Consider the following 19,704-nt stretch of genomic DNA (forward strand, 5'->3'; position numbering starts at 1 on the left):
TTTTTTATCATGAACAAGACACTTCTATCATTTTTAAAACTAGAATAGTTTTTTTTCAACTATAACCATAACCAGATTAAAAATAGAACAAAAAATAAACTGCGTGACTTCAATTCATAAATAGATTAAAAAACAACAAGAAGAGTAACAATTTATTTTTATTGTGAATCTTTCAAAATTTATTTATACTTGAGTCCCATTGTCATAACATTTTTATAAGGACAATTCATGAAGCATAAATTAGGTATTTTATCATCAAAAAAAGTAAAATTTTTTTTGATTACCCCTATCATTTTAGCTGCTGGAATTTATTTATATTCTAATATATTACCTAATTTGAATAAAAGCCAAGCAGAAGAAAATGAAAAGTCTCAATTAGAAAAAGACATGCTCACGATAAATATGGCAGCTTTGCCTTTCGTACCATGGGATACAGAAGAAGCTCCTATCCATGTTACTGAAACCTTTTCTGCTGCTGTTCATGGAAGCCTCACCCCCATTTTTGAATTGAGTGAAAAAGACACTTCAAACCAAAATACTCTTTTTAAAAAATATGAATGTCAAAATACAATTTGCACAGCGGAACTTAAAAAAGGCGTTTTATTTCATAATACAAGAGAAGTGAATGCGTATGACGTTGAATTCTCTTTAACTAGAAGATTAATTGCTCCCAAAAAAACTCCCTATGTGCGCTCACTACTGGACAATATTGTTGGAGTTGATGATGTCAAACAAGAAAATATCGACTATATTTCTGTAAATGATATTATATACCCTTCCAAAGCATTGACTGGAATTGAAGTAAAAGATAAATACAATATTATTTTTCATTTGAAAAAAGAAAATAAATTATTTTTTAGCCGTATTTCTGATGGAAAACTTCCAATCGTTCCAATTGAAGAAATTGAAGATGATTATATAAAGTGGAAACGATTTCCTGTAGGTTTTGGTAAATATAAGGTAACAGGAGCAAATCTTGTAGAACATAAATATTTTTTAGAGAAAAATTTAGAATCAGAAAAAATTCCTAAATTTATTACTCTATTATACGATTTTGGAAATATTGGCGATATTAAGATGCTTTTAGGTTCACCCGATAGAGGTGTTGCCGAGTACGAAAATAAAGTTATTTTTTCTAACGTCTATTCGAATGCAGGATTTTTATATAACTACCAAACAGAACTTGGAAATAATGAAAACTTTAGAAAAGCGATTTCACTTGCCTTAGATAGAGAAAAAATTGCAGGAGCTTCAATATTTGGAGAAATGCTTGCAGAAGATCAAATGTTTTCTAATATTGGTTGGCAAAAAGAATATCGTGCCGACGTTCCCTTAGCAAAGCAAAATATCGAAGAAGCCAAAAGATTGCTCAGCCTTGTTCCAGAGCATTTATGGAAAAATAAGACATTCCAAGTGCCGACTTTTTGGGAAGATGCGAAAGAAATTAATTCATTGCCCTATATTCCAGAAATTCAAAGACAACTCAAAGAAATTGGTATCGAAACTGAATTTTTAAATACAAATACGGATTATGATAAATTTACTGATGATGATGAAAATGTTTTATGGTTTACAGGCTTTGGGTTCCCTAATCAAGATCCTAATAAAAACTTTGCACATTTTCGTAATGGATCTTACTTCACACATGAACATCCAAACGATCCAAAATACGAAGAATTATATCAAAAATCTGTGCAAAACTTTTCCCGCTCAAGTGAAGATACAAAATTTTTAAGTCAATATTTTACTCAAAAAAATATTATGACAATCATGATGGTGCAGCGTATGTCAGTATCATATGATTCGAGAAAAATAGTCAGTTTGGGCAACCAGTATAATGGTGTTCGCTTGGCAATCTGGGAAATTAAGCTTAAAGACTAATATCCCAAATATTATTTATATTTTATTTATAAATAAACATAAATTTTAATTCCGGCAATAAGATTTATAAAATTATAAATAATCAAATAACCAATTAGAAATCATCAAAAAAGAGAAATATAATAAAATATCAAATCAAATCATATTATATTTCTCCAATTTATTACAATAAAACTTGAAATTCAAACTTAAAAAATTTAAGAGAGTGTGTTCACAATTCGATAAATGTATTGTGACTTTATTGAATTAAAAAAGGAGATATATCATTTTAAATATAAAGAAAATACCAATATTTTATTCAATTATAATTTTTTTCTTTTTTTCAAATATAGCAAAGGCATCAAATCATTTAACTTGTTCATATAATGGCGGAAAAGATTTTATCGCTTTTCCTGAGGTAACAGGAGAATATAAAATTTTGACTGCCCGAAGCAAAATCAAAATCGTCTCAATAGTAAGGAACTTTATTTCCAAGGAACATTATAATCCCTCATCATATGGTATTACAGATTTATTTTCTTTTCATCTGGATAAAAATTATTATAATGAAATAAATGCTCACATTGAAAATAAACCTGATTTCAAATGCCAAATATACAATAGTAAATTAAAAAGATATTTTAAAAATATTATGGTTAGTGAAAATTTCCAAATTCCTGAGGAAGATATGCTAGAATACCCTTATACCCGAAAAACTCTTAGTTTAGAAGAAATAGAAATAATTATTAATGCTTATGATAAAATAAAAAATCAAAATAATTGAAACAACTTCACCTTTAATAAAGAAAGCCTCTTCTATGAATATTGTTAAAATATTATCAAAAATCTTAGTTTCTACTGCCTCATTCATTATCCCATTTAATGCATTGGCTTCAAATAAATTAATATGCATAGAAATTAAAAATCCAGAAATTAAATATCTCAAAATAACTAATAATATTCCAATCTATGGAACATTTTCATCGTCTATTTTTGAACCAAGTATATACTATAATCAGTCTGAAATAAAAGAAAAATTAAAAGGCATAGAATTTCAAAAAGCATTTACGTTTTATATTGATCCAAGTGATAATAAAAATGATATTAATAAAATTAAAAGAGCATTAGAAAATAATGCTCATAGTTGCTCAATATACAACGAAAAAATTGGTACAATTAAAAATATAATATTTCCTAATACAAATAATAATCATATTAATACTGGATTTACAGAAGATCAAATCAATCAATTAATGATTACATTGAATGGCGGAGAAGAAGTTGCAGATGAAACAAACCGTCCCATTTTTTGAGTCGAAATTTTTTTTTATTTTGATAGAAAAAAATGATTCAAAAAAATCATTTAACAAAATGAAATTATTAAAATTTAATTGAATATTTAAAAAATACGGCGAAATGAAATTATTAAAATAAATTTTCAATCAAAACATTAAATTTTATCTATATTTGTACAATCTAATATTTTATATTATGATAAAAAAATATCCATAACCAATAAAAACACAGTAATTAATTTTTAATACGTGACATAATTTGCTAAATGAATTAAATTCAAAAATGAAGGCTTGTCTTCTGAAAAGAGGACCTTCCAAATAATATATACAATTCATTATTTTTAAAATAATAAAAAGGATCTATTTATATGTAACTCTATTTTTTATGCCATGTTGCTCTAAAAATTTTGAAAAGAATAGAAAAAATAAAAATGATAGATTCTTCTATATTCAAAAATCAAAAGAAAATTTTAATCCTCTATTTCATTTTGACTATTGCTATTATATTAATCATTTATATTATCTTAAATAAAAAAAATAGCCATCTTTATAACGATTCTGACTTATATCCAGATAGTGAAACGATTACTTTAAACCTTTCGGATCAAAAACAAATACCTTGGAACATCTCAGATGTTTCAACATATGTTGTTGAAACATTTTCTGCCGCTGTTCACGGAAGTCTTATATCTTTTAGTGGCACTTTCAAAGAATCTACTGACAATAGCGTGCTTTTTGAAAATTATTTTTGCGACGGTAATTCTTGCTACGCAAGCCTTAAAAAAGGCGTTTTGTTTCATAATAAAAGAGAAGTGAATGCCTATGATGTTGAATTTTCATTTACAAGACAATTGATTCATTTTCGCAACGATAATTTTGCTAAAAATATTCTAAGTGATATCATTGGAATTGAAAATCTGAAAAAAGAAAATCTTAAATATATTACTGTTGATTCAAATACATATCCTTCTGGTTTTATCGAAGGAATTAAAGTAAAAGACAGATACAATATTATTTTTAATCTCAATAATGAAAATAGCCATTTTTTTCAAAAAATTTCGTCTGGATATATTCCTATTGTACCCATCGAAGAACTTGATTCACACTATAAAAAATGGAAAACATTTCCGATCGGATTTGGAAAATACAGAGTAGTTAAAGCAGATGATAAGGAATTTCAATATGTTATTGAAAAAGTAAATAAAAATGAAGATATTCCAAAATACATCCGATTTATTTTTGATGAAAAAGATATTGGCGATATAAAAAGCTGTATTGGACTAAGTAAAAAAAATGAAAACTATGATGGCCATATTATTTTTCCAGACATATATGAAAATGGCGGATTTTTATTTAATTTTAAAACAGAACTAGGTTCAAATAAAAATTTTAGAAAAGCCATATCTTTAGCTTTAAATCGAAGCGGAATTGCACAAACATCTCCTTTTGGTGAATTTGTTCCTGATGATCAAATGCTTCCTGAATCGGGATGGCAGAAAAATTTTCGGGCAGAAATTCCTGTTAAAAAAAGGAATTTAAAAAAAGCTAAAGAACTATTAGAAACAATTCCAGAGTCTCTTTGGAAAGATAAAACATTCCATGTTCATACATTTTGGACTACAAATAAAGATCTTAATCATGAACCTTACTTTATTGAAATAAAAAAGCAATTAGAAGAAGCTGGTATTCATATTATTTTTCACAATACAAATATGTCATACACTAGATTTACTAAAAATGATCAAAATGTATTTTGGTGGACAGGATTTGATACGGCGACAAGTGACCCCAATTCAAATTTTGCATTTTTTAGAAATGAATCATTTTTTAATAATATCTCACCAGAAGACCCTCATTTTGAAAAATTATATCAAGAAGCCACAAAAAGTCTGAGCAAAAGTCCAATATTTACAAGAAATTTGAGTCAATATTTTACTGAAAATAATTATATGGTTATAGTATTTCATCTAAGAAAATCTTTACTTTATCAGAAAAAAAGAATTTCATCATTTGGCAATCAATACAGCCCTATAAAAATATTAGTTTGGGAATTAAAATTAAATAATTAGAAAAAAGTTATGATATTAAATATATTTTCAATTAAAAAAAAGTTACACATAATATACTGGCTACTATTATCGATATTATTATCATTTGTCATGCTAATAATAGATATTGTTATAATAACACTTCAACTAAAGGATTATTATTTATCCACATATGGATACACTGAATATTTAATGCAAAATAATTACTCTCTAGAGGCTTATAGAAGGCTTATAGAAGTTTCATCATCAATTAATGTGTATGAAAGATTAGAAAAAAATAACTTCTTTGCTGCAGAAATATGGGAGTGCGATCAATGCAAAAATAATAAATTTCCTTTATGGCAAACAAATGCTTCTTCCATTTCCGAAATGAGAAATATCGTATTTTTAAAAGGAATATTAAAAAAATTTAACTCCATTTTAATTTATAACGACAGCTTAATTGTTGGAGTATCTTTCCCAATATATTCTTATAAAATTTCTCACGATAAAGTTTTTCAACAAAAAAAATATACATTAACATTTTACAAAAAAGCATTGGATTATAAAATATTTAGTGATGGTACTTCTTTTTTAGAAGTATTTATAATACTAAATATTCTAATGTTTATAATACTTTTATTTTTTATATTTATTCCTTTATCTATTTTAAAAATTAAAGTTGCAAGAAATACAGCCAAGAGCATTGAAGCCAAAACACTAGAAAATATTAAAAATATGATTGAACATGAACTTATTAATCAAGAGAATGTCCTGAAATATCCTTTGGATTTAAAATCAAGTATCCATGCCGCCATTCATCACAATAACGTGGCACAAATTATTTTAAGAAAAGTTAAAATCAAAAATATTGACCCGATTGATGTTATAGAAGACGTATGGAAAAATACATCATCATCTCATATTAAACTCATTTGCAACATAAACATTAATAATAAGATCAATTTCGATCAAAGCACTTTATATATTGCGTTTAATACGATTATAAAAAATGCTTCGCATAAAAGTGTTGCTGCTACTGAAATTTATATTAATATTACACAAAATTGGTATCAAAAAATTAAAAATGTTATTCTTATTGAAATTTCAAATAATGGTCATCACATTCCTAAAAATATTAGAGGAAAAATATTATATGGCTACACAAATAAAATAGATGGGCATGGCATTGGACTTAAAAATCTTAGAGAAATTCTTAAAAAAACAGGGAGTAGTTTAAAGTTAAGCGCTCAACAGCAAACTTGCTTTTCATTTCTTGTGAAAGGATCTGAGGAAAAGGTTAAAATATGTAAAAATTACATATTAGAACACACAATTCAAAATAATACCCCTAAAAATACAGTTAATCTGGATATTCAAAAACCACTCGTCATTATAATTGAAGATAATGAATATATTTGGCATGGCTGGAAAATCAATATGACTGATGCAAATATTTTGTTTTTTAAAACTCCCGATGAGTTCTTCTGCCATATTGATGAGGAGAAAATGAATGGTAACAAATGCCTCTCGCTTATTGAAGCTATAATAAGCGATTTTGACTTTGGAAATGGTGTTAATTTTATAAATTCCAATTTAATTGGTGGAATTGCTAATGAAGACGAAGAATTTCATGGAAAAATTATTCTTTGTACGGGCTTTAATGAAAGCATTCAAAATGACATTCCTAAATGGATGAGAGAAAAAATAGTACTTTTTTTTCAAAAAAGACCTGTTTCTTATAAAGAAATCATAGAGATGCTAAATAACAAGAATTTAAATTTAAATCATTTTTAATAAACAAAAAAATTAAATATACAGCTTAAATATTAAATATTATAGATTTATATGTGAATATTTTTAGTATTTTTTTATTAAATAATTTACTTTTAATTTTATAGATTAAAGCTTTATTTTTAATTTTTTATAAATATTATTATTTTATTTTTTGCTAATTTTTTTTAATTAATTTAACAATTAATTGTCTTTTTTAAGGAGAAAAAAAATGAAGAGGACTTTAAACTTATTCTTGCTAACTTTTCTATTTAGCAGCCAAGCCTATGGATTGCTTCCCATTTCAAAACCCTATTTATATTGCGTGAATCCAACCGTGAATCCAGAACAAAGAAAGATAGAAGGCACAGGTTGGAATTGGGCCAAAGGAAATGATGACAATAACCGATTAACTGATTATTCTGAATATGTAAAAGTTGTTTCAAATGGAATACAGTTAAAGGGTAATTATTTAAATATTCCAAATGCTAACTATTTTACTCTAAGCAAACCTTTCGAAACAATTTATGAAGAATATTCTTTTTGCGAAGCTATAAGTAGAAAATGCCAAGATGATTTTGATCCAAATTTTGTCGGTATTGGCGTTTATGGAGGATCTTATTCCATAGCTAAATCAATAGCCGGATATTCTTCATGGTATAACATTGTATTTTATCGAAATAGTTATGATAAAATAAAAAATGAAATGCAAAAAATTTATGATACTTGTGCCAATATAAAATTTAAGCTTCTTGAAACCTCTCCTGAGAATATATTTCAAAATGAAGTTATTGATTAATTCATTGAATAAAAAAATTCCACAGAGCTAAAAAAGATATCTTGTTATTATAATTTTTCAAAACTTATCAATTAAATTTTTTATACGATTTAAATTTTCTTCTAAAAAACATTTCTTGTAAATCATTTGTCTTGTAATAAGCGAAAATCCATGAATTGATATTTTCATTTTGCGCAGTAACACGAGAAGCCGCACAAGCTCTCTACGTGATTCCACAGACAACTCCTTATCAATTAAATGAATTTCATTTAAAAATGCCGAGTTTGAATTATCGATATTTAACTGCTGTTGTTGGACACTGAAAAATAAATTTATCATTTCAGGATAGGATTTATCGAAAAAATTTCCTAATTTCATTACAACTTTATAATCATCTAAAATTTTAATAGGGTTTTCATATATCCGATGTAATGTTTTTAAACTAATTCCCAAATAATTTGCCATAACTTCCCTTGCCTCTAAGGGAAATGATAAAAAATAATCAATTTGTGAACTTTCTTCTTTTAATTGCTTAATTTTTATTTGAGATTCACAATTTGAAGATAAAATAAGAAGCATTTTATTCATTTTATGAGCTATATTATTTGCAATAAAAGGTTCCATGTTAACTACTTCACTATTTAATTATGAATTTTTTTGATAAAATTTCAAAAAATGATTTTATTTATTTGTATCTTCTAAAGGAAGATAGTCTTTTGTATTTTGACAACTTCCCTCTTCAATTACATTTGTAATAATGGAATCTTTTTTATAGACAAAGGATCTTCTGCAAAAAATATTTACATTGACATTCTTGTCAATTAAATTTCCAGAGGCATTAAAAATTTGTCTATAAGTGACAATATTTTCTTCTCCTACAGTTTTTTGAGAATCGGGAATTCCATATTTTTGATGTTTTAAAAGATCTGAAACAGGTTTTCCTACCCATGGGGTTAAACTAAAATCCGTCTTTTTATTTTCTTGTTTATTTGACTGTGTATTGGTTACATCTTGAACAGTTTCGCAACTACAAATTAAAACACTCAATAATAAAATAAATAATTTATTTTTCATAAATTTTCTCCAAATTATATTTTAAAAAAGAATTTTACCAATATTCTAACTTTTTATGATTATAAAAATATTCATTAATTCTTCTTTGGGTTGCTTTTGAAATATCAAGTGGCAATTCTTTTAAAGAAAACCATTTTACCGATTGAATTTCTGAGCTTTGAAAACTTTGACAATCAAAATCTCTAATCACATAGAGACAAACAATGTCATCCGCTCCTGCAAATGTATGATAATAATTATCAAACAGGACAGGTGAATTTTTTACAATGATACCAGCTTCTTCACGAACTTCTCTAACAACAGCTTCTCGTGGTGACTCCCCTTTATCGACTCCTCCACCAGGAAAATGCCATCCCGCAATATAGGTATGAAAAACAAGGAGAATTTCATTTTGATCATTTATAATTAAAGCTCTTGCCCCATTTGTCCGCATTCCTACAATAGTATTAAAAATAATTTTAAGATATAAAATAATTTTATAAATTATTTGCATCATTAATTTTTTCATAAAGAATATGTCCCTATTTTATTCAGGATTTTATAGCATTTTTATGTCTTATGAGTTGAATTAAATATATAAATACAGGGATAAGCATTGCCATAAAAAATCCGTTTGCTGGAGAAAAATTCATACTGGCACCAACGAGGGGAGGCCCAATAAGAGAACCAACTCCAAACATGGCAACAACTGCTGAATTTGCGCCAGCAAGACTATTTCCTTTATATTTTTTACCTACAATAATCAATGCTAATGTGTAAAATCCTGAGATACAAGCTCCCCAAAAAAATAAAATAAAATATAAAACATATGGGGTAGTTATAAATAATTTTATCCCAATGGCGCCAAATATGCCAATAAGAGTACAAATTAATAAAGAACGTAGTTCTCCATATTTATCAGCTATAGCTCCTACAAAATACTGTAAACAAGCCTGACCTACACCTACAAAGATAAGTAAAGAAACAGATATTTTTTCACTCAGACCACTGCTAACCCCATAAATTGGTAAAAGATTAAAAGCAGTTGTTTCTAAATATCCATAGACAACCGCCGCAGCCATGGCGATAGGTGACGATATAATAATGGGCATTAAAGGTGTTTTTTCATCACTTGTTACATTTGGAATATTTTTCTTTGCTAAAAACAAAGGAACAAGCACAAAAATTAAGAATAAAGCACCAATTGCAAAAGGTAAAATACCTTCAGAACCTGTTATTGTCAGAATACCTGCTCCAATAAAATACCCCACACTTAAGCAAGAAGAAAAAATGCCCATAATTCTTCCTCTTGTTTCATCACTGGACAATTCAGCTATCCAAGTTTCACTTGCAACAAAAATGCTGTCTAAACAACCTCCAAAAATAAATCGAAGAAAAAACCACAAGACAAGAGTTTGCGTAAAATAAAAACCAAAAAATGATACAATGGCAATAATAACGCTAAATGAAATAAATATTTTTAAACCATATTTTTCCATTAATTTTACAAATAAGGGCGCTAAAATAATAGCTGCTAGCGCTGGCATTGCTGTATTTAATCCAATAACGGAAGAGGAATTCCCCAGTCGTTTCATAATAAAAGACAGAAGAGGTAAGGAAAGTCCAAATCCTATTCCTGTAGCAGCAACACAAACTAAGCCTGCAATAATACCAAATATATTGCTATTTTTATGCTTTAAACCATTTTTTACTACATTTTTATCATTTAAAGAAATCATTATAAAAAAACACCTTTGAATTAATAATTCTACTTATACTTGTAAAGACAATTCTATTTCAATCAATTATCTCTGCTAAAAACCGTATTTTATATTTATAAAATAGTCAATTTACTTTAAAAATCTAGGAAAGTCATAAAATATTTACTTTTTCTCTTGAGAAACAGGGACGGCACTCGGAATTGTGGGGGTCATTTGTGGAGACAGGCCTTCTGCCTGCGGAGTATCCATTGATGTAGCACCCTCATTTGTATCCATCACGGGAGATTTTGCTTTCAAGTTGGTTTGATCTTTTAGTGGAACTTCAGGCGCAAACTCTTTAGGCAAAATAGGTGAATTTGATTTATTTTGGAGCATTTTTCCTGTTTCTTTTGAATACACGCCGTTAGGCACAGGAGATTCTCTAAATTCCATCTTTGGAAACTTGGGCAATTCGCTTGGCATTAAAGGATGATAACTTTGTTCAACCCCAATTTCATAATGCGGAGCATCAATATAAATATTGCCATTGTTATCAATATGAAGGTTTACATTTTCAAGTTCCTGATTTTTAACAGAACTGATATTTACACCATTTAAGTAAATCACTCTGCCCGACATAAAAGTGGTGTCATAAGGCATTTTTTTAGGCACCATTGGGACAGGCTGAACGGCAATTCCCACAGGTCTTTGAAGAGTCACATTGGGTGCCGCCATCAAATCAATATTTTGAATAGGAATGGGTATAGGCGCACTCCCTACTCTTTGCACCCCACTTCCTTGCAGAGGCTGAGTTTGAACGGGAATTTCCTGGGAAAGACTTTGTGCAAATATCTTTGATGAAAAGACGAAAATAAATAGAGTTATTTTTGAGTAATTTAATTTCATTTTATAGTTACCTTAAATAATTTTCTTTTCTATTTTAAGATAATTATAAAGAAAGATTCTAGAGCATTTCTTGCAGCATGGCACCTAATACAGGGGCAAAAAGGTATCCACTTTTATGCGCTCCCGCACAGACATAAACGGACATGTGCACTCCAGGAGCATTTAATTTTTCTAATACAATTTCAGAATGCCCATATCCTACACGAAAGCCATCTCGTTTTGATATTTTTAAATTTTCATCGGCACTTAAGAAAGGGGAATCGGCTAAATTTATTTTTGATAATTCCAATAAATTTTTATTTTTTTTACTTAATAAATTTTCATCAAAATCTGAAACATTTTCAACTTTTAAAGTTGATGAAGAAATATAATAATTATCATTATTTCCACTAAATGTTACTTTTTCTTTTAAATTTTCAGAAACAATTTCATGAATTATAAAATTTTCATTATAATTTTTTAATACATTCTCTCCATAAAATGTTGAACCTAATGTAAGCCTTTGTTTCTTTTTCATAGACTCTGGTAAGGACAAATTTAAATTCGCAATTAAGTCTTTACTCCAAGCTCCCGCACAAATAATGAGCTTTATATTTTTATTACTTTGTAAAATATTTTGATATTCATGATATCCAAAAGTACTTTTGAAAAATTTCACTCCTCTATGGGTTAATACTTCTTGTAATAAAGCGAGCAACGATGAAGCATTAACCCACGATTCCTCTTCATATATAATTTTATGATTTCCTTCTTTAACAATAGATTTTAAACTTAAACTTCTATTTTTCAAATCTAAATCTGATTGTCTAACCCTGGCATAATGTTTATCTCTGTTTTCTTGCGATGTGAAATAATCAACGCCACATCCATTTTTATAAATTCGAGCAATTGATATATTACTATTCACCTCTGTGATAAGTGAACTCAACCAATTAAAATAATTTTTTTTAGCTTGTAACTTTAAATTAAAATGATTATCTCGAGCAAATAATTGTCCTTTTGTCGCTAAATTTGCAGCGGCAGCATATGAACCTGAATGAGGATGCTCATTAGAAATAATTTCAATTTGATAAGGTATTGAGTTTTTTCGCGATAAAAACTCAGCTACTGATAACCCTACAATTCCCGATCCAACAATAATTATTTTCGTCATAGATAATCCTTAATCAATAAGATTATCCATATCTCATATCAAAAAATGAAAAATATGCTAGAATATTGCTAATTTATTTTATATTACCTTGTGAAAAAGAATATTTACCCATACTTTTTAAATACAAATAAGCACTTTTTATTTGATAATCTTCTTTTAATGACAAAGGCCACGTGTTTATCTCGACTTCATTGTCGTTTTGATGAGTTTGCAATGCCAATGTATCTTGATCTTTTGCTTCAATATGTTTATCTAAATCCGCTTCCCGTCTCGGATATCGGGTATTTGATGTTTCGCTTTGAATTTGTTGCACTTTACCAAGTATGGACTGCGAAATAAGAGGAATATCAGGTGTGATTCCTTTGGCTTGAATACTTCTTCCTTTTGGGGTGTAATACCTTGCAATTGTCATTTTTAAGGCTCCTCCATTTGGTAAAGGCACAATATTTTGCACACTTCCTTTTCCAAAAGTCTGCGTGCCCATAACAATGGCACGTTCTCTATCTTGAAGAGCACCCGCTACAATTTCACTGGCACTGGCAGTCCCCTCATTTACAAGAACAATCATAGGGAAATAAGCTAGAGTATTTCTTTTAATTGCATATTCCACATCTTCTGGTTTATTTACATCTCTGCCTATTGTCGAAACAATAATGCCCGAATCAATAAATAAATTTGTTACTTTAACAGCTTGGTCGAGTAAGCCACCTGGATTATTTCTTAAATCTAAAATTAGACCTTTAATTTTACCATTACTTTTACTTTGAAAATCTTTAATATATTTGCCTAATTGCTCGGAAGCATCTTCTTGAAAAATAGTGAGTTTTGTATAAGCATATCCTGGTGAAAGTGGAACCAAATAAGCACTATTACTTCTTATTATTTCTCTTTCTACGGAAACTTTTTTTATTGTTCCTGCTTTTCCCATCTTATCTGGTGTAAAATATTCAATTGTAATGTCGGTACCTACAACGCCGCGCATTTTACCTAATGCTTCTTCTATTGTCTTTGAATTTACAATTAAATTGCCAACAGCGTAAATAATATCTCCGCTTTTTAAGCCCGCTCGTTTTGCTGGTGAATTGTCTATCACTTCTACAATTTCTAAACGCCCCCCTGCAGGATTAATAACAACTCCAATTCCTCCAAATTTACCCGTCGTATCTGTTGAAAAATCAGAATATTGTTTCGGCGATAAATAGGTTGTATGAGGGTCCAAATCGGCGGTCATCCCTTTTAATGCTTTTTCAATTAAAACATCTGATTCTACAGATTTGGCATCGACATAATTTGATTCTAATAAATTTAATACTTTTGAAAATGATTCTAGCATCTGATATTTTTTATTTTCTAGATCATTTTTTTGTTTATTATCTTTGTTATTGTTATCTGGCGCAGTAACATTGACGTAAATTTCTCTTTCATTTGAAGCATTAGAATGAGTATAAATTGCTAATAAGCAAATCGGAATGAAATATTTTAATATTTTTAATTTCAACATAGAAACACCTTTTTTATAAATTTTAAAAAATGATCTCTTAAATTATAGTATGAAATTTTATTTATAAAAATAAACACAAAATTGACAATATAATTTCTGTTTCTTTAAATATTGAAAATAATAAAATATTTTCATAGGACAAGTATAAAAAGCAAATGTGAACCCAAGTCCACAAAACTTAGGTTTATACAAAATATTAAGCTGGTGAACCTTCGTTGGCACCATCGCGTCTCGGGTAACTCTTTCGTCCCGAAATCATAGAACGCATAAATTCTCTGTTAAGACGCGCAATATTTTCTAAACTAATGTCTTTAGGACAAGCACCCGCGCAACTTCCCATGTTAGTGCAAGATCCAAAATCTTCAGAATCCATTTGATACACCATTTTGGAAACGCGCTCCGAACGCTCTGCTTCGCCCTGTGGCAATAATGACAATTGCGAAACCTTAGCCGAAACAAATAGCATAGCAGCTCCGTTACGACACGCCGCAACACAGGCTCCACATCCAATACATGTGGCTGCATCAAATGCTAAATCTGCATTTTCTTTTGGAATCGGAATGGCATTGCCATCGGGAGAGCTACCGGTATTTACTGAAATATAGCCGCCGGATTGAATAATTCTATCAAAGGCACTCCTGTCAACGACAAGATCTTTCACAATAGGAAAGGCCTTGGCAAGAAAGGGTTCAATGACAATGGTTTGCCCATCGCTATAGTGACGCATATGCAATTGGCATGCTGTTGTTGATTTTTGCGGACCATGCGGATTTCCATCAATAACCATAGCGCAGGAGCCACAAATTCCTTCGCGGCAATCGTGGTCAAAAGCCACTGGCTCTTCGCCTTTTAAAATTAATTTCTGATTTAATATATCGAGCATTTCTAAAAAGGACATATCAGGATTGACATTATCAAGCTCATAGTCAACCAACTGCCCTTTTGCATGTTTCGTTTTCTGTCTCCACACTTTAAGATGCAAAGTCATCAACTTGTTACTTGTGTTTTTAGTTTCCATAAGGCCATTATCCTCTATTAATTACTTATAACTACGTTGTGTTGGATGACAGTATTCAAAATTAAGCTGTTCCACATGTCGTTCTGGTTTCTTATCTTCACCTTTAAATTCCCAAGCAGCCACATGAGAAAAGTTCTCATCATCCCGCTTGGCTTCATTATCAGGAGTTTGGTGTTCTTCTCGGAAATGGCCACCGCAAGATTCTTCTCTTGAGAGGGCATCAAGACACATAAGTTCACCCAGCTCAATGAAATCGGCAACGCGACCCGCTTTCTCAAGTTCTTGGTTTAATTCTGCCCCAGTTCCCGGAATCGCAATATTATTCCAAAAATCTTCTTTAATTTTTGGAATCATTTTTAATGCTTTTTCAAGACCTTCTTTATTTCTTGCCATACCACAGTAATCCCAAATCACATGTCCTAATTCTCTGTGAAATTGATCGGCTGTTTTGTTACCTTTGATGCTGATAATTTTTTGAACGCGACTTTTTGCTACGTCCATCGCTTCTTTAAATTCAGGATTATTTATTGTGACTTTTGGTAATGTTGTTCCACCAATATAATTTGTTATTGTTGTTGGAATAACAAAGTAACCATCAGCAAGGCCTTGCATTAACGCCGAAGCTCCCAATCGATTGGCACCATGATCCGAGAAATTTGCTTCCCCTAAGACATGTAATCCTGGAATTGTCGATTGCAAATTATAATCGACCCATAGTCCACCCATAGTATAATGCACCGCGGGATAAATTCTCATAGGATTTTTATATGGATTTTCACCTGTAATTTTTTCATACATTTGAAAGAGATTTCCATATTTTTCACGAATTTTATCTTCACCTAGGCGATGAATTGAGTCTTGGAAATCTAGAAAAACAGCTAACTTCGAAGGGCCCACACCATGACCACTGTCACATTCCATTTTAGCAGCACGAGATGCCACATCACGAGGAACCAGGTTGCCAAAACTTGGATAACGACGTTCTAAATAATAGTCGCGTTCATTTTCAGGAATTTGCGATGGTATACGGGTATCTCCTGAGTTTTTAGGTACCCAGCATCGTCCATCATTACGTAAAGATTCGGACATCAGTGTTAACTTAGATTGATGATCGCCTGAAACAGGAATACAGGTTGGGTGAATTTGCGTGTAGCATGGGTTTGCAAACAAAGCGCCTTTTTTATGCGCACGCCAAATAGCAGATGTATTTGATGCTTTTGCATTTGTTGAAAGATAAAACACATTGCCATAGCCCCCTGTTGCAATAACAACAGCATCGGCATGATGCGCTTCCAATTCTCCTGTCATTAAATTTCTTACGATAATGCCACGTGCATGGCCATCAATAATAACAAGCTCAACCATTTCACGACGGGGATACATTTCAACATTGCCATCGGAGACTTGACGCATCATAGCCTGATAAGCACCAATTAACAATTGTTGTCCTGTTTGACCACGTGCATAAAATGTACGAGAAACCTGCGTCCCACCAAAAGAACGTGTATCGAGAAGGCCTCCGTATTCTCGTGCAAAGGGAACACCTAACGCAACACAGTGATCAATAATACGCACAGATGTTTCTGCTAAACGATAGACATTCGATTCCCGTGCACGGTAATCTCCACCTTTAATGGTTTCATAAAATAAACGATAAATGGAGTCGCCATCATTTTTATAATTTTTCGCGGCATTAATACCACCTTGAGCTGCAATAGAGTGAGCTCTCCGAGGCGAATCATGAATAAAAAAACTCTTTACATGGTAACCCATTTCACCTAACGAGGCTGCTGCAGATGCCCCTGCAAGTCCAGTTCCCACAATAATGATAGAATGTTTTCTTCTGTTGGCTGGATTCACAAGTTTTGAAGAAAAACGATGATTAGTCCATCTATCTTCAATAGGTCCGCTTGGTGATTTTGAATCAAAATTAAATGTCATATTTTGTTACCTTGCAAGAAATATATAAAGTGGTTGAGAAAAGAAACCCGCCGAAACAATAACTGCGTAGGTATAGCCAAAATATTTTAAAAACTTATTATAACGAGGATGACTGATACCGAGCGATTGAAAAATAGATTGTACACCGTGATAAAGGTGCATACCAATTAAAACCATAACGACACAGTAACCACCAACGTATACAGGATCGTGGAATTTTTCGACAACGAGTTTATATATATCGCGCATTTGAATACCATCATAGGTAACAAAATATTCGGGTCCCCATTTAAATGTAATTAAATGGAAAATAACAAATGCAAGAACGATAGATCCCGTATAAATCATTGTACGCGATGTTATGGAAGCTGATTTTTCTTTAACCGGAGTTACAGCATAGAACTTTGGCTTTGTTCGTGCATTTCGAATAACTAAACTAAAACCTGTAAAAGCGTGAAGAAGCAAAATTCCTACTAAAAAAGCTTCTATTAAATAAATAGCAGGATTTGAAGTGAGAGCATGACTATATTTATTATAAGCTTCAGCTCCAATAAAAATAAGTAAGTTTCCAATCATATGAACCATAACAAATAAAGACCATACAATGGCGGTAATTGCCATAAAGTATTTCTTACCAATGGTGCTCGTTAAAAAACCAGAATTTGCCGGCATAGAGCAATTCTCCTAAAAAAAGACCAAGAAAACAAAGACGACCTTATACACATTTTGAGCATAGGGTTCATCCTGTCAAACATTTCAGAATAATACCCAGTCTTAATAAATTGCAAGTCCTGCAAGTAGATCGCACTTGGCTAAAAAGATAACCGTAATCAAACAAATGAGTCGTTTTTATCAATTATTATTCTTATCTTTGTTTTATTAAATCATACAATAATATTAATTTTTTGCTCGGAAAGAGTTGCCGTATTAAGATTTGTTACAGAAAATTGATGTACATTTTTGAGTGGTTTTACCCTATCATATTGAAGGATATTTTTTCTAAAATGAGAACAGTTATCAATATAAATTTTTTTAATTACTATTTAAAAAAAATTTATGGAATTCCAAAATCACCTGTGGTGAAATATTATCGGGTCGCGTTTCTTCTGTCACTCCCAGTGAATTTGCCAATTTCCAAAAACGCCCTATGTTACCTTCTTGTTTTTTTTCTAAATCACTTAATTGAGCTGCGAGTGCACGACGTAACATTTTTCTTCGCGCGCTAAATAAAACCGCTGTAAAACGACCAAATGCGTTATCTTCATCTTGTGAAGAAAAAGAAAAATTTTTAGGAGTTAATTTTACAATGGCAGAGTCTACTTTTGGTTTTGGCACGAAACAGCTTGCTGGAACTTCAAATAATTTTTGCACATCAAAAAAAAGCTGTATGCGCACAGTAAGTCTACCGTAATCTTTAGTTCCCGGTTTCGCATTTAATCTATCGGCTACTTCATTTTGTAGCATAAAAACACCATGAGTGTAATATTCTTGAAATTTACAAAACCAAAATAAAATATCACTGGAAATATAATATGGTAAATTTCCTACACATACACATTTATTTAATTTCGAAATATGAGAATCACTTTGCGGAGACCATTTTAAAATATCAGTTTGAATCACTTGAATTTTATTTTCATTATTTTTTACTAATGTTTCATTCAAACCGTCAACAGCTCGTTGATCTTTTTCAAGTGCAAGAATTTGAATTCCTTTATTCAATAAAGGTTGTGTTAAAGAACCAGATCCAGGACCAATTTCATGTAAATACTTAGGCTTTCCATTATAAAATAAAGAATTGATAGATGTCGCTATTTTTTCAATAATATGTTGATCATTTAAAAAATTTTGACCCAATGACTTTTTCGCCTGAAGATGAAAGACTTGATTGGGATTTTCTTTAAAAACTTTATTCCTCATAAATTTCCTGTAAGATTAGAGTAATTCTATAACGGCACCATGAAATGAAATGCTAGAAGGAGATAGATGTGTCAAGTCATTCCCTCATTCTTTATGAATGCCCCGAAACACGCTCAGACAGAGTAAAGTTTTTACTTGAAGAAATAGCCCTTCCCTACGAGAAAAAAACCCTCCAACTATCAAAGGGTGAACATAAATCGGGTGAATATCTTGCCATAAACCCTATAGGATCTGTACCTTTCCTCATTGATAAAGACGCGGGAATATCCTTATCGGAATCAGGAGCAATCTGCCATTATCTTGCTAAAAACTTTAAACACAACCTCTATTTTCCAGAGGATATAAAAACCTTATCCCATTATGACGAAATGATGTTTTTTGCTACAAGCACTTTAGATCCTATTTGCTATCAAATTTTCTTTCATTCCAAAAAATACCCTCCAGAAAAACGAGTTCCTGCTATCTTAGAATTAAATATTCAAAGATTTGATGATTGTGTTCAGTATTTAAATAAAACTCTAGAAAAATATGCATATGCATTAGGAAACAAATTGAGCGCACCAGACTTTATTATAGCTCCGACACTACTCTGCATTAAAGAAGAAGTAAAAAAATACCCCTTAATACAAAAATATATTGAAAATATTTTAGAACTACCTTCTATGAAAAAGGTAAGAAATCAAACAAAAAGTTGATATTATTAAAAATGTACTATTTAATAAACAAAGAAGCGTTGAATAATCAACGCTTCTTTGAGTCTTTTGGAGTTGCTTGTTGCT

Annotated in this window: 18 protein-coding genes; 7 read left to right on the forward strand and 11 right to left on the reverse strand. The window is 30.5% G+C overall.

The window, feature by feature from the left end; all coding sequences use genetic code 11:
* The first annotated feature begins 228 nt into the window (after positions 1–228).
* The 6 genes from AXG55_RS12625 (at position 229) to AXG55_RS12650 (ending at position 7,754) form a co-directional block, all read left to right on the forward strand.
* Complete coding sequence (locus tag AXG55_RS12625; RefSeq protein ID WP_148698466.1) at positions 229–1,881, forward strand: ABC transporter substrate-binding protein; 1,653 nt, start codon at positions 229–231, stop codon at positions 1,879–1,881.
* Between the two features lie 418 nt (positions 1,882–2,299).
* Complete coding sequence (locus AXG55_RS12630; RefSeq protein WP_148698467.1) at positions 2,300–2,644, forward strand: hypothetical protein; 345 nt, start codon at positions 2,300–2,302, stop codon at positions 2,642–2,644.
* A 34-nt stretch (positions 2,645–2,678) separates the two neighbouring features.
* Positions 2,679–3,173, forward strand: coding sequence for a hypothetical protein (locus AXG55_RS12635; protein WP_148698468.1), 495 nt, complete (start codon positions 2,679–2,681; stop codon positions 3,171–3,173).
* 413 nt (positions 3,174–3,586) lie between these two features.
* A complete protein-coding gene (locus tag AXG55_RS12640; RefSeq protein ID WP_148698469.1) occupies positions 3,587–5,224 on the forward strand; it encodes an ABC transporter substrate-binding protein in 1,638 nt (545 codons plus the stop codon).
* A gap of 171 nt (positions 5,225–5,395) precedes the next feature.
* Positions 5,396–6,979, forward strand: a complete 1,584-nt coding sequence (locus AXG55_RS12645; protein ID WP_233231215.1) for an ATP-binding protein — start codon at positions 5,396–5,398, stop codon at positions 6,977–6,979.
* A gap of 208 nt (positions 6,980–7,187) precedes the next feature.
* Complete coding sequence (locus tag AXG55_RS12650; protein WP_148698471.1) at positions 7,188–7,754, forward strand: hypothetical protein; 567 nt, start codon at positions 7,188–7,190, stop codon at positions 7,752–7,754.
* Between the two features lie 57 nt (positions 7,755–7,811).
* Here AXG55_RS12650 and AXG55_RS12655 read toward each other — a convergent pair whose 3' ends face one another.
* The 11 genes from AXG55_RS12655 to rsmA form a co-directional block, all read right to left on the reverse strand.
* Entirely contained in the window at positions 7,812–8,357 is a 546-nt protein-coding gene (locus AXG55_RS12655) for a hypothetical protein (protein WP_148698472.1), read from the reverse strand.
* A gap of 57 nt (positions 8,358–8,414) precedes the next feature.
* On the reverse strand, positions 8,415–8,807 hold the full coding sequence (locus AXG55_RS12660; RefSeq protein WP_148698473.1) for a hypothetical protein: 393 nt from the start codon (positions 8,805–8,807) through the stop codon (positions 8,415–8,417).
* A gap of 34 nt (positions 8,808–8,841) precedes the next feature.
* Positions 8,842–9,315: an NUDIX domain-containing protein gene (locus AXG55_RS12665; RefSeq protein ID WP_148698474.1), complete on the reverse strand. Its 474-nt coding sequence runs from the start codon at positions 9,313–9,315 to the stop codon at positions 8,842–8,844.
* 22 nt (positions 9,316–9,337) lie between these two features.
* Positions 9,338–10,525 (reverse strand): MFS transporter, encoded by a 1,188-nt coding sequence (locus AXG55_RS12670; RefSeq protein ID WP_148698475.1) that lies wholly within the window; start codon positions 10,523–10,525, stop codon positions 9,338–9,340.
* Between the two features lie 144 nt (positions 10,526–10,669).
* Positions 10,670–11,392: a hypothetical protein gene (locus tag AXG55_RS12675; RefSeq protein ID WP_148698476.1), complete on the reverse strand. Its 723-nt coding sequence runs from the start codon at positions 11,390–11,392 to the stop codon at positions 10,670–10,672.
* A 58-nt stretch (positions 11,393–11,450) separates the two neighbouring features.
* A complete protein-coding gene (locus tag AXG55_RS12680) occupies positions 11,451–12,545 on the reverse strand; it encodes an FAD-dependent oxidoreductase (RefSeq protein WP_148698477.1) in 1,095 nt (364 codons plus the stop codon).
* Between the two features lie 73 nt (positions 12,546–12,618).
* A complete protein-coding gene (locus tag AXG55_RS12685; protein WP_148698478.1) occupies positions 12,619–14,046 on the reverse strand; it encodes a S41 family peptidase in 1,428 nt (475 codons plus the stop codon).
* Positions 14,047–14,242: 196 nt separating this feature from the next.
* Complete coding sequence (locus AXG55_RS12690) at positions 14,243–15,064, reverse strand: succinate dehydrogenase/fumarate reductase iron-sulfur subunit (RefSeq protein WP_233231216.1); 822 nt, start codon at positions 15,062–15,064, stop codon at positions 14,243–14,245.
* A 21-nt stretch (positions 15,065–15,085) separates the two neighbouring features.
* Positions 15,086–17,005 (reverse strand): fumarate reductase/succinate dehydrogenase flavoprotein subunit, encoded by a 1,920-nt coding sequence (locus AXG55_RS12695; RefSeq protein WP_148698479.1) that lies wholly within the window; start codon positions 17,003–17,005, stop codon positions 15,086–15,088.
* A 6-nt stretch (positions 17,006–17,011) separates the two neighbouring features.
* Entirely contained in the window at positions 17,012–17,677 is a 666-nt protein-coding gene (locus tag AXG55_RS12700; protein ID WP_148698480.1) for a succinate dehydrogenase cytochrome b subunit, read from the reverse strand.
* Positions 17,678–18,037: 360 nt separating this feature from the next.
* Positions 18,038–18,925: a 16S rRNA (adenine(1518)-N(6)/adenine(1519)-N(6))-dimethyltransferase RsmA gene (gene rsmA, locus AXG55_RS12705; protein ID WP_148698481.1), complete on the reverse strand. Its 888-nt coding sequence runs from the start codon at positions 18,923–18,925 to the stop codon at positions 18,038–18,040.
* Positions 18,926–18,993: 68 nt separating this feature from the next.
* Here rsmA and AXG55_RS12710 point away from each other — a divergent pair, with 68 nt between their 5' ends.
* On the forward strand, positions 18,994–19,620 hold the full coding sequence (locus AXG55_RS12710; protein ID WP_148698482.1) for a glutathione S-transferase family protein: 627 nt from the start codon (positions 18,994–18,996) through the stop codon (positions 19,618–19,620).
* Positions 19,621–19,704 lie beyond the last annotated feature (84 nt).

Source organism: Silvanigrella aquatica (genome assembly GCF_001907975.1).
GTDB lineage: Bacteria > Bdellovibrionota_B > Oligoflexia > Silvanigrellales > Silvanigrellaceae > Silvanigrella > Silvanigrella aquatica.